Below are 11,924 nucleotides of genomic sequence, written 5' to 3'. Positions count from 1 at the left end.
GCCTAACTTCAGGCTGTCCCGGATCTTCATCCCCCGATGGGAGCACCCTCGATGTCGGATCAGCCCTCGATCTCCAGACGAGCGCTGCTGGCCGGCGCCGCGACCACCGGCCTGGCCGGCGGCTACGCCCTGCACGCCGCGCTCAGCCCCGCCGCCGGAGCCGACCACCTGCCCGCCCACCTGCCCGCCCACCCTGCGACCACGACCGGCGCGCCCGCCGGGCAGACCGTGGCCCGCGACGCGAGGGCGGCGGAGGCGTTCGTCCAAGCCGCCGCAGCGGCGGACGACGTCCTGCACCTGCGCCCCTACCGCGACCGCCTGCGCATCCCCCCGCAGGCCCGTCTGACCCGCGAACGCGGGCTCTCGCAGGTCACGATCACGATGCGGACGATCACCAGGCGCCTGCACGCCGACCTGCCGCCCACCACCCTGTGGGCCTACGACGGCCACTTCCCCGGCCCCACCATCGAGGTGCGGAGCGGCGAGCCGCTGAGAGTCACCTGGGCCAACGCCCTGACCGGCGACTACCCGGTCACCGCCGTGCAACTTCCCAACGCGCCGGGCCCCACCCCCGTGTGGGACCTGCCGGGCAGAGGGGGCGCCACGCCCGACGCCGCCGTCGCCGCGCTGCCCCCGTGGGCGGTGGTGCACCTGCACGGCGCGCTCACCGGCGCCGGGAACGACGGCTGGCCGGAGAACGCCGTGCCGAGCGGGCTCGCCCAGATCGCCCAGTACGCCAACGACCAGCGCTCGGGCACGCTCTGGTACCACGACCACGCCATGCACATCACCCGCTTCAACACCATGACGGGGCTGACGGCGGGCATGTACCTCATCCGCGACGACGAGGAACGCGCCCTCGGCCTGCCCTCGGGCCAGTACGAGATCCCGCTGGTGTTGTGCGACCGCAACTTCGACACCGGCGCCGACGGCAAGCCGAACGGGCGACTGCTGCACAAGATCGCCGTCTACCCGCAGCAGGCCGAGACCGTGGTGCGCTCGTTCACCGGCCCCTACACGCTGGTCAACGGCACGGTCTGGCCGTATGCCGAGGTCAAGCCCGCGTGGTACCGCTTCCGGGTGCTCAACGCCGCCAGCATCCGCCCGTACCTGCTGCAACTCGTGGACGAGAACGGGCAGCCGGTCACCGGGCGGGTCTTCCAGATCGGCTCCGACGCCGGCCTGCTGCCCGCGCCCGTGCCGATCGAGGACTGGGTGCTGGTGACGCCGGCCGAGCGCGCCGACGTGCTGGTGGACTTCACCGGCCTGGAGGGCAGGTCGCTGCGCTGGGTGGACGCCTCGTTCGTCAAGTCGCCCGTACCAGAGGTGATCAACTTCAGGGTGGGCGAGGAGAAGCGCCCGCCGCGCTTCACGCTGCCGAAGACGGTCAGCAAGAGCTTCAAGCCCATCGACCCCGCCGCCCTGCCCGAGCACAAGGAACGGCTCGTGCTCATCACCCCCGCCTTCCCCATCAACGCCGAGATGTGGGAGATGGAGCGCATCGACACGCCGCCGGAGTCGTTGCCCGCCGACGGGATCGTGCAGTTCCAGGACCAGTCGGGCAAGGTGAGCACGTACCGCAGGCTCTCGCGCGACTTCCCCGACCCGGTGGCCTTCCACGTGGCCGACGGCGACTGGGAGAAGTGGCAGTTCGTCTCGCTGGAGGGCAGCGGGGTGCCGCATCCCATGCACGCCCACGGCTTCTCCTTCCAGGCGCTGGAGAAGCGCATGCTGGACACCTCCGGCTTCCGCTACTTCACCACCCCGTCCGGACGCCTGGGCGGCGGCACCGCCACCCCCATCAAGATCCTGGACGTGGACCCGCTGCGCCCCGAGGAGCGCGGCTGGAAGGACGTGATCGCGCTCGGCTTCCGCGAGATGATCACGACGATGGGCCGCTTCGAGGGCTCGCTCGGGCGGTTCGTGCACCACTGCCACGTCTACGAGCACGAGGACCACAAGATGATGCGCCCGTTCGTCGTGCTGCCCAAGGAGGTCATGGCCCTCGACCCGCACGGCCACTGACGCCGCCATCCCTCCCGTTCCATGTAGCAGTGTTACATTCTGTGTAGTGGAATAGGAGGGATCGTATGGACGTTCGCCCGGCCACCGCCCCCGACCAGCTTCCCGGCATGACCACCGCGCAGTTGCGCGCCCGCTTCCTGGTGGAGGACCTGTTCTCCCCCGGCGCGGCGCGGCTGGTCCACTCGCACGAGGACCGGATCGTGGTGGGCGGCGTGCTCGGCCCCGCCACCCTGCCCGCCCCGCCGTGGCTCGGCGCCGGCTTCTTCCTGGAGCGCCGCGAACTCGGCGTGGTCAACGTCGGCGCCACCCCCGGCACGGTGCGCGCGGACGGCCGGGCCCACCGCCTGGAGCCCAGGGAGTGCCTGTACGTGGGGCGCGGCGTGGCCGACGTGTCGTTCGGCGAGGGCGCCTTCTACCTGGTCTCCACCTGCGCGCACGCCGACCTGCCGACCACGCGCGCCACCCTGGAGGACGCCGAGCCGGTAAGGCTGGGCGGCCGGGAGGGCGCCGAGCCGGTAAGGCTGGGCGGCCGGGAGGGCGCCAACGAGCGCACCATCTACAAGTACGTGCACGCCAAGGGCATCCAGAGCTGCCAGCTCGTGCTCGGAGTGACCGTGCTGGAGCCCGGCAGCATGTGGAACACCATGCCGTGCCACACCCACGAGCGCAGGAGCGAGGTCTACCTCTACTTCGACCTGCCGCCGCAGGAGCGGGTGATCCACCTGATGGGCCGGCCCGACGAGACGCGCAACCTCGTCGTGGCCGACCGGCAGGCGGTCATCTCGCCGTACTGGTCGGTGCACTGCGGGTTCGGCACGCGCAGCTACTCCTTCGTCTGGGCCATGGGAGGCGAGAACCAGGCCTACGACGACATGGAGTCCGTGGCGATCGGCTCGCTGCGGTGAGGCAGTTCTCGCTGGAGGGGCGTACCGCGCTGGTGACCGGCTCGCGCACCGGCATCGGCCGGGCCATCGCGCGCGGGCTGGCCGAGGCGGGGGCCGACGTGATCCTGCACGGCCACCGCGACGACCTGGACGAGGTCGAGGCCGAGGTGCTGGGGGCGGGGCGCAAGGCGTACCGGTGGGTGCAGGAGTTGTCGGAGCCGGCCGTGCTGGGTGGCCGGCTGGAGCAGGTGCTCGACCAGCATCAGGTGGACATCCTGGTCAACAACGCCGGAATCATCCGGCGCGCCCCCGCGGCCGAGCACTCCTACGACGACTGGCGCGCGGTGCTGAAGGTGGACCTGGACGCCGTCTTCCAGCTCAGCCAGGCCGCCGGCCGCCGGATGGTCGCCAGGAGGACGGGGAAGATCATCATGATCGCGTCCATGTTGTCGTTCCAGGGCGGGGTGAACGTCACGGGCTACGCGGTGGCCAAGCACGGCGTGGCGGGGCTGACCAAGGCGCTGGCCTGCGAGTGGGCGGCGCACGGCGTCCAGGTCAACGCGATCGCGCCCGGCTACATCGCCACCGGCAACACCGCCTCGCTGCGGCGCGACCCCGCGCGCGAGGCCGAGATCCGGGGCCGCATCCCGGCCGGGCACTGGGGCGAGCCGGGCGATCTGGTGGGCGCGGCGGTGTTCCTGGCCTCGGCGGCCTCCGACTACGTCAACGGTCACGTGCTGGCCGTGGACGGCGGTTGGATGGCGCGCTGACCATTAGGCTCGGAGGCGTGGTCAGGGAAGGCAGCTCCATCGACAAGGCCCTCTCCGTGCTGGAGGCGATCGCCGAGCATCATCGGGTGACCGACATCGCCGCCGCGACGGGCATCTCCAAGTCGACCGTGCACCGGATTCTGCAGTCGCTCGTCGAGTGGGGGTTCGCCAGGGCCGACGGCACGGGGGGCTACGAGCCGGGGCCGCGCATCCTCACCCTGGCCGGGCGGGTCATGGCCCGCTTCGACCCGGCCAGGCAGGCCGCCGGCGCGCTGCGCGCGCTGCACGAGCGCACCGGCTACACCACGCACATGGCGGTGCGCAACGGCGACGAGGCCGTCTACGTGGAGAAGCTGGAGGGGCGCAGGCCGTACCAGATGCCCTCGCGGATCGGCATGAGCCTGCGGCTGCACAGCACCGCGATCGGCAAGGCCATCCTGGCCCAGCTCGACGACGAGGAGGTACGCGCGATCGCCGCGCGCACCGGCCTGCCGGGACTGACCGCCGGCACGCTGACCGACGCCGAGTCGCTGCTGGCGGGCCTGCGGGAGGTGCGCGAGCGCGGCTACGCCGTGGACGACGGCGAGAACGTCTCCGACATCATCTGCGTCGGCGCCCCGGTGCTCGACCACACCGGCCAGGTGCTCGGCGGCATCTCGATCTCCGCCCTGGTCATGGACATGACCAGGGCCGAGCTGGAGCAGCACGCGCAGGAGGTGATGAGCGCGGCCCGCGAGGTGTCGATGGCGATGGGCGCGCCGCTGATCCAGCCCACCCCGTAAGCCTGTTTTATGTAGCGGGATGGGTTACCGTGTTGTGAGACGACACGGGAGGACGGCATGCCCAACATCACCGTCGAACTGGTCTCCGGCCGCACGCTCGACCAGCGCAGGGAGTTCGCCGCCGCGGTCACCGAGGCGGCGGCCGCCATCCTGAAGGCCGACAGGGAGAAGGTCAGGATCCTCTTCCTGGAGATCGAGAAGTCCGACGTCGCCAACGGCGGCGTCCTGGAATGCGACAAGTGATCAAGGCTATGGGCGGCCCCCGGGGGAACCGCCCACGGCTTCATGCCTTGACCTGCTCCACCGCGGGGTCGGTGTTCAGGGAGTCCACGAGTTCGTCGCGCTGCGGCGTGTCCTCGCGGCGCAGCAGGCCGATCACCACGTACAACACCAGCGAGGTGACCAGCGGCACGCCCACCACCATGGCGGTGTCGGTGGCCGCCATGATCCACTTGACGTAGGCCCAGACGCTCAGGCCGGCCGCCCAGGAGACGATCGCGGCCAGCGGCCCGCTGCGCCGGAACCAGGGCAGCAGGCCCAGCATCAGCGGGATCGAGATCGGCCCCATGGTGGCCGCGACCAGGTCCACCACGATCTTCAGCACCACGCCCTGTCCCTCGGTGGTGATCGCGATCACCATGCTGACGAGCACGAACACGATCGTGGTGGCGCGGGCGAAGGTGAGTTGCGCGGCCGAGGTGAGGTCGCGCACCTTGCGCACGATGACCGGCGCGATGTCCCGGGTGATGACGGAGGAGATCACGTTGGCGTCGGAGGCGACCATGGCCATCGTGTGCGAGAAGAAGCCGGCCAGCACGAGCCCGATGACGCCCTGCGGCAGCAGCGCCTGCGACAGCCGTACGTACGCCTCCTCGGCGTTGGCCAGGTCCGGCACGATCAGCGGCGCGGCGAACATGGGCAGGAACAGGATCAGCGGCCAGACCAGCCACAGGAAGCTGGACAGCAGCGCGCTGCGCTTCGCCGCCGAGCCGTTCGGCGCGGCCATGTAGCGCTGGGCCAGGTTCCACATGCCGCCGTTGTACTCGAAGGTCTTGATGAACAGCAGGGCCAGGAAGAACGTCACCGTGTACGGCCCGCTGAACGGATCACCGCGCCCCTCGGGCAGCCGGTCCCACATGGTCCACAGGGCCGAGACGCCGCCGAGGTGCGCCATGAACGCGAAGAACATCGCGATGCCGGCCACGCCCTGGATGACGAACTGCCCGAAGTCGGTCAGCACGTCGGCCCAGAGGCCGCCCGCGGTGATGTAGACCAGCGTCACCACGCCGGTGATCCCGATGCCCCAGATGATCGGCAGGCCGGTGAAGCCGCGCAGGAGCACCGCGATCGCGACCCACTTGGCCGCGATGTCCACCACCTTCAGCAACGCCCCGCTGTAGGCGAGCACCTGCTGGGTGGGCAGGTTGTAGCGCCGGGCGAGGTACTCCAGCGGGGAGACCACGCCGTGCTTGGCACGCAACCGGTTCCAGCGGGGGGCGAACAGGAACGCGCCGATCCCGACGCCCAGCCCGATGGTCAACGCCCACCAGACGTACATGGCCAGGCCGTAGTTGTAGGCCACGGCCGCGAACGCGACGAACATGATGGCGCTGTAGCCGGACATGTGATGGGAGATGCCCGACAACCACCAGGGGATCTTCCCGCCGGCGGTGAAGAAGTCGACGATGTTCCGGACGCGGCCCTTGGACCACACTCCGATGCCGACCATGACGAGGAAGTAAGCGCCCAGAACCGACCAATCGAGTGGCGACATCCGCGACCTCCAGGGACCCGACTGATCAGATGTTCTGCTACACGAAACGTGATGTCAATACATGGAACGCCAGTGCTGAGTGCCGGACCGCCTCCGCCATCTTCTACACTCCGTAGAAACATTGGTCGGCGGTGAGGAGTACGCACGTGCCCCAGCAACACGACGGGACCGAGGCCCGGCGCGCCAAGGTCGAGGCCCTGCGCGCGGAGGAGCGGCAACGCTCCGCGCGCAGGAGGAACGTGGCCGTGTCGGTCTCCGCGATCGGCGTGTTCGCCGTGGTCGCGGCCGTGTGGCTGGCGATGGCCAGCCTGGGTTCCGATTCCGGCGCGGCGGGCGCGGCGCAGGTGGTGCGCGAGGACAGCCACCGGCTCGGGACCGCCGCGGACGGCAAGGTGACGCTGGTGGAGTTCCTCGACTTCGAGTGCGAGGCGTGCAGGGCGTACTTCCCCACGGTCGAGCAGCTCCGCAAGGACTACGCGGGCAGGGTCACCTTCGTGGCCCGCTACTTCCCGATCGGCGGCCACTTCAACGCCGAGCGCGCCGCCCGCGCCGTGGAGGCCGCCGCGAAGCAGGGCAAGTTCGACGCGATGTACCGGCGGATGTATGAGACCCAGAGCCAGTGGGGCGAGAAGCAGGTGCCGGCCGACGCCTTCTTCCGCAAGATGGCCGAGGGGCTGGGGCTGGACCTGGCGGCCTGGGACAAGGCATATGAGGATCCGGCCACCCTGGCCAGGGTGCGCAAGGACGCCGCGGACGGCGAGGCGCTGGGCGTGCAGGGCACCCCGACGTTCTTCCTCAACGGCGAGAGGATCGAGCCCCGTACCCCCGACGAGTTCAAGGCGGCCCTCGATGCGGCCCTCGCCGAGTAACCCCGCCCCCTTTCCTCGTCTGCTGCCGTGGCTGCTGCTGATCGGTGGCGGGATCGGGCTGGTCGCCGCGTTCGTCCTGGCCGTCGAGAAGATCGCGCTGCTGACGGATCCGGCGTACGTGCCCAGTTGCAGCATCAACCCGGTGTTGTCCTGCGGATCGATCATGAGCACGCCGCAGGCGGAGCTCTTCGGCTTCCCCAACCCGCTGCTGGGCATCGCCTGTTTCGCCGTCGTCACCACGGTCGGGGCCGTGCTCCTGGCCGGGGCGGAGCTGCCGCGCCGGTTCTGGCTGGGGCTGCAGGCCGGCGTCACCGGCGGCGTGCTCTTCGTGCACTGGCTGATCTTCCAGAGCCTGTACGTCATCGGCGCGCTGTGCCCGTACTGCATGGTCGTGTGGGCGGTGACCGTCCCTCTCTTCTGGTACGTCACCCTGCGCAACTTCGCCGCGGGGCGCCTCGCGGCGTACCACGGCGTGCCGGTGACCGTCTGGTTCCTCACGCTCATCGCCATGATCGGGGTCCGCTTCTGGTCCTTCTGGAGCACCCTGCTGCCGGTAACCTTCTAGGATGCGACTCGGCAACCTGGAGCGGTCGATCATGGAGGCTCTGTGGAGCCGGCCCGAGGGCATGTTCGCGCAGGACATCGCGCTCGGCCTGCCGTCCGGGCCGGCCGTCACCACGGTGCTCACCGTGCTGCTCCGGCTGTCGCAGAAGGGCCTGGTCTCGCGCGAGCGGGTGGGGCGGGCGCACCTGTACAAGGCGACCGCGGGCAGGGACGCCTTCGTCGCCGAGGTCATGCGGGCCGCGCTCGAAGAGGCCGGCGACCTGGAGGCGACCGCGCAACACTTCGCAGGCACGGTGACGCCCGAGATGGCCAAGGCCCTGCGGGAGGCGCTGAACGGGCCGGCAACGTGATCATTTGGCTGGTCGCGACCGGCATCGCCCTGACGCCGATCGCGCTCGGCGGCCGGCTCGCGCGACGGCTGGCCACGGCTTCGTGGACGCACCGCCACCCCCGGGCCGCCCTCGTGCTGTGGCAAGCCATCTGCCTGGCCGGCGGCCTGGGCGCGGTGGGCATCGGGCTGGTCGCGGCAGTCGCCCCGCTGGCGGCCGTCTTCCCGCACGGCATGCACACCCTGGCGGGTCAGCTCGTCAACGGCCATGGGCTGGCCGGGCTGGGCGGCCCGCACCTCGTGGCCCTCGCCTGGTCGGCCGGGCTGATCGTGTGGCTGCTCGTGCACACCACCAAGGTCACGGTGCGGACGGCCGGCCGGCAACGACGCCAGCGCCTGCTCATCGACATGGTGGCCGACCACTGCCCCGACCGGGACGCCTACGTGCTGCCGAGCCGGGAGCGCATCGCCTACTGCCTGCCCGGCAGGCGGGGCCGGGTCGTGCTGAGCCAGGGCACCCTCGACCTGCTCAGCGCACAGGAACTGGAGGCGGTGCTCGGGCACGAGCGCGCCCATGCCCGGGGCCGGCACGATCTGGTGCTGCTGCCGTTCATCGCGCTGGCCAGGGCGTTCCCATGGCTTCCCGCCGCCAGGGCGGCGCGGGAGACCGTGCCGCTGCTGCTGGAGATGATCGCGGACGACCATGCCCGCCGGGCCCATGGCGAGTTCGTGCTCGCCCGGACCCTGGTCCTGATGGCCGCCCCGCGATCGGACGGCGGGGCGCTGACGTTCGCGCTGGCCGATGCCGCCGTGGCCCAGCGGGTCGAGCGGCTGCTTCGACGTGCCGAACGTCCCCGCTGGGTGCCGGCGGCGGCGTACTCCACCGCGACCCTGCTGCTCAGCGGCCCCTTCGCGGTGCTGGTGGCCCCGGTGTTGTGCGCCACCTTCTGAGGGCGGCCAGGCCGGCGCCGGCCTGGCCGCCGGGGTTTCACGAGCCCAGCGAGATCCTGTCGAGGTCGGGGGCGGAGTCGCCGTCGTTGCCGATGGTGATCGTGTTGCCGCCCGCCTTCAGGGGCACGGTCACCACCTCCGTGTAGACGGTGGCGTTGCCCATACCGCTGGTCGGCACCTCGATCGGGGCCGCGCCGTTGACGGTGACGAAGTACGAGCGGTTCCCGTTGACGGTGAAGTCGATGTACAGCTTGTAGTCGCCCGCCTGATCCACCGTGACGTCGTCGAACCTGACGGACGCGCCGGCGGAGCCGCCGATGTTGCGTACCTTCTGCCCGCCCGAGCAGCGCGAGCAGTTCGTGACGCCGGCGCTGCCGATGTCGTTCAGCGAGCTCTCCGCCTCGCGCACGAAGACGCGGTCAGCGGGCCGGGCCTGGATCGGCACCGTCCTGGACACGCTGTGCGGCAGGCCGACCGTCTCGAAGTCCGCCTTGACCGGCACCTGTACGGGACTCTCCTGGCCACCGGCCGGCCCGGTGACCGTCCAGGTGCCCTCGATCGACTGGCCGAGGCGCAGGCCGGCGGCGGTCACCGGGGCGCCTTCGAGGGTCCAGCCCTCCGGCGTCACAGGCGCCATCCGCACGTTGTCCACCTGGTCCTCATCCAGGCGGAGCTTCGCGGAGATCTTGACGGACTGCCGCCCGGGGCCCACCCAGACCACGCCGGACGGGTTCACCGTCATCGTGGTCCTGGGCGCGGACGAGGCGGGCGGCATCGGCCCGACCACGATCCGGTCCAGCCCGGGGCCCTGCCTGTCGTCGCTGAACACCTTGACGGAGTTGGATCCGGCGGCCAGCGGCACGGCGATCGAGGTGTCGGCGGGCACGTCCACGCCGGTGGCGGCCACGTTCTTGCTGATCGGCGCGCCGCCGTTGACGCTCACCGACAGGGAGCCCGCCTCGGCCGCGGTGTGGTGCAGATCGAGCCGGTACGTGCCCGCCCCGGCGACCTTGACGTCGCGGTAGGTGACGGCGTTGCGGGCGCCGCCGCCCAGCCGGGTGACCTGCGCGCCGCCGGAGCAGGAGTCGCAGCCAGTCACGCGGGCCCTGCCGTCCCGGTCGTTCTGCCTGGCCTCCGCCTCCAGCGGCAGGCCGCCGGCGTCGCGGGACGGGTAGTCCGTCGCCACCCGGATCTCATCGATCCTGAGCTGCCTGTGGAACGGCTTGGCCGGCGCGCCGCTCCAGGTGTCCAGCACCTCCAGCTTGACGTGACGGGCGTCCAGCCCGCCCAGGTCGATGAACTGCACGCCACGGGCGCTGCGCATCGCGCCGGTACGCACCGGCTCACCCCAGGACCTTCCGTCCTTGCCGGCGTAGACCCGGTAGTTCATGATCCGGGCGGAGTCCTCGGGCCGGCCGAACGACTCGCGGGCGTGGGTGGGCGACCACTCGGTCTGGTTGACGGCCAGGTAGGCGACCTTGCGGCGCTTGCCGAGGTCCAGGGTCACCGACACCGGCTGGTTGCCGTCGCTGTCCCAGTAGGTGGTGTAGTCGCCGTCCACGAGGTTCGAGGCGGGTGAGCCCTGCTTCTCGGCCGAGGCGGTGGCCTTGACCGCGGAGGGCTTGAGGAAGTGCTGCTGCCCCGAGGTGCGGACCTTGAAGACGGTGTCGTAGGTGTCCCAGTCGGTGACGCCGAGGATCGAGAGGTAACCGCCGGACTGGGTGAACCGCAGGGGCGCGCCGGTGCGGACGTTGCTCACCTGGGTCACCCGGTAGCCGTTGTCCCGCAGCCGGACCAGGTCCTGGCTTCGCGGCTTGGTCAGCACGTGCACGTACTGGGTCCTGGCCTCGTCGGCGACGGTGATGACGCCGTGGGCGCCGTCGTTCCAGAAGCCGGGCTGCATGCCGCCGTACATGTAGCCGCCGCCCTTGGTGCCCTCGATGGCGGACCAGACGGGCGGCAGCCAGGTGTCCATGAAGTCGTTGAACTTCTCCTGGCTCGGCGGGAACTTGCCGTTCACCATCGGGGTCTCCGCCATCAGCGACTTGATCGAGGAGCCGGCGTTGGCGATGTAGCGGCCGATGCTGAGCGGGAAGTCGACGGCGTTGTCCTTGCCGTCGTACCACCACGCGCCCTCGGTCGGCAGCTTGTAGTCGGCCTCGGTGAGGCGCGGCATCGGCGTGTAGACGGCCTGCGGGTAGTCGTAGGCCGGGGTCATGCCGGTCTTCTGCTCGTTGCTGACGGTGTCCATGATCGGCGTGTCCTCGTTGTTGTTGGACAACAACCAGGCCGGACGCTTCTCCCGGATCTGCTCGTACAGCTTGTTCTTCTCCCAGTACGCGTTGTCGTTGTCGATCCAGAAGCCGGACAGGTCGGGATAGCCGTCCATGACCTCCTGGAACAGGTCGTAGCTGTACATGCCGAAGCCGTCGCGGGTGGTGAGGTCCACCTGCTGCCCCTTGTGGGCGGAGTAGGCGGCGGAGTCCAGGGTCCGCACGCCGGGGACCTCGTTGTGCCACTGCGGGTCGTCGGTCATGTAGAGCAGCACGCGCACGCCCTTGGCCTTGCCCGCCGCGATGAGCTCGCCGAGGATGTCGCGCTTGGTCGAGCAGCTTCCCGGGATCTTCGACGGCCATGGCCGGGCGTAGCCGAGCCGGCTGTGGAAGGTGGCGAGCACGATGTAGGAGGCGCGCAGCTTCCTGGCCTCGTCCACCCAGTAGTCGGGGGTCCAGCCGCCGTCGGTCACGCTGCGCTCCCAGGCGGCGCAGTCGGTGTGGCGGGGAGCGGTGAACATGCCCCAGTGCAGGAACAGCCCTGCCGTGGAGTCACGCATCCACTGCTGGCGCGGGTGCTCGACCTCGGCGGCGGCGGGCGGCGCACTCAGCAGCGCCGCCACGAGCGCGAGGGCCAACGCCAGGGCCGCCCCTGTCCGGGACGCGCTTCTGGAGGGTGGGGGGAGTTTCATGGCCACCGGCTT

At 70.7% G+C, this 11,924-nt stretch carries 11 protein-coding genes; 9 read left to right on the top strand and 2 right to left on the bottom strand.

The window, feature by feature from the left end:
* The first annotated feature begins 51 nt into the window (after positions 1-51).
* From AB0I81_RS49520 to AB0I81_RS49500, 5 genes are all read left to right on the top strand, one after another.
* On the top strand, positions 52-2,025 hold the full coding sequence (locus tag AB0I81_RS49520) for a multicopper oxidase domain-containing protein (RefSeq protein ID WP_360673771.1): 1,974 nt from the start codon (positions 52-54) through the stop codon (positions 2,023-2,025).
* Positions 2,026-2,090: 65 nt separating this feature from the next.
* A complete protein-coding gene (gene kduI / locus AB0I81_RS49515) occupies positions 2,091-2,930 on the top strand; it encodes a 5-dehydro-4-deoxy-D-glucuronate isomerase (protein ID WP_360673767.1) in 840 nt (279 codons plus the stop codon).
* Positions 2,927-3,679 carry an SDR family oxidoreductase gene (locus AB0I81_RS49510; protein ID WP_360673764.1) on the top strand — a complete coding sequence of 251 codons (753 nt, stop codon included), beginning with the start codon at positions 2,927-2,929 and terminating at the stop codon, positions 3,677-3,679. The genes kduI and AB0I81_RS49510 overlap by 4 nt, the downstream gene beginning before the upstream one ends.
* Before the next feature lie 17 nt (positions 3,680-3,696).
* Complete coding sequence (locus AB0I81_RS49505; RefSeq protein WP_360673761.1) at positions 3,697-4,461, top strand: IclR family transcriptional regulator; 765 nt, start codon at positions 3,697-3,699, stop codon at positions 4,459-4,461.
* 57 nt (positions 4,462-4,518) lie between these two features.
* The gene (locus tag AB0I81_RS49500) at positions 4,519-4,704 is read left to right on the top strand and encodes a tautomerase family protein (RefSeq protein WP_360673758.1); all 186 of its coding nucleotides are present in this window, start codon (positions 4,519-4,521) and stop codon (positions 4,702-4,704) included.
* 40 nt (positions 4,705-4,744) lie between these two features.
* Here the strand turns inward: AB0I81_RS49500 and AB0I81_RS49495 are convergent, their stop codons facing one another.
* Entirely contained in the window at positions 4,745-6,235 is a 1,491-nt protein-coding gene (locus AB0I81_RS49495; protein ID WP_360673755.1) for a sodium:solute symporter family protein, read from the bottom strand.
* Between the two features lie 146 nt (positions 6,236-6,381).
* Here AB0I81_RS49495 and AB0I81_RS49490 point away from each other — a divergent pair, with 146 nt between their 5' ends.
* From AB0I81_RS49490 to AB0I81_RS49475, 4 genes are read left to right on the top strand one after another with little or no spacing between them, the layout of a single operon-like run.
* Complete coding sequence (locus AB0I81_RS49490) at positions 6,382-7,104, top strand: thioredoxin domain-containing protein (protein ID WP_360673752.1); 723 nt, start codon at positions 6,382-6,384, stop codon at positions 7,102-7,104.
* Positions 7,085-7,669, top strand: coding sequence for a vitamin K epoxide reductase family protein (locus AB0I81_RS49485; RefSeq protein WP_360673749.1), 585 nt, complete (start codon positions 7,085-7,087; stop codon positions 7,667-7,669). Before AB0I81_RS49490 ends, AB0I81_RS49485 begins: the two co-directional genes overlap by 20 nt.
* A gap of 1 nt (position 7,670) precedes the next feature.
* The gene (locus AB0I81_RS49480) at positions 7,671-8,018 is read left to right on the top strand and encodes a BlaI/MecI/CopY family transcriptional regulator (RefSeq protein WP_360673746.1); all 348 of its coding nucleotides are present in this window, start codon (positions 7,671-7,673) and stop codon (positions 8,016-8,018) included.
* Positions 8,015-8,947: a M56 family metallopeptidase gene (locus tag AB0I81_RS49475; RefSeq protein WP_360673743.1), complete on the top strand. Its 933-nt coding sequence runs from the start codon at positions 8,015-8,017 to the stop codon at positions 8,945-8,947. The genes AB0I81_RS49480 and AB0I81_RS49475 overlap by 4 nt, the downstream gene beginning before the upstream one ends.
* Before the next feature lie 37 nt (positions 8,948-8,984).
* On the opposite strand, the gene AB0I81_RS49470 is transcribed toward AB0I81_RS49475, so the two are convergent.
* Positions 8,985-11,858 carry a CBM35 domain-containing protein gene (locus AB0I81_RS49470; protein ID WP_360673740.1) on the bottom strand — a complete coding sequence of 958 codons (2,874 nt, stop codon included), beginning with the start codon at positions 11,856-11,858 and terminating at the stop codon, positions 8,985-8,987.
* Positions 11,859-11,924 lie beyond the last annotated feature (66 nt).

The organism is Nonomuraea sp. NPDC050404, assembly GCF_040655495.1.
Taxonomy (GTDB): domain Bacteria; phylum Actinomycetota; class Actinomycetes; order Streptosporangiales; family Streptosporangiaceae; genus Nonomuraea.
The sequence above is the reverse complement of the archived record's forward strand: the minus strand, read 5'-3'. Positions and strand labels throughout refer to the sequence as shown.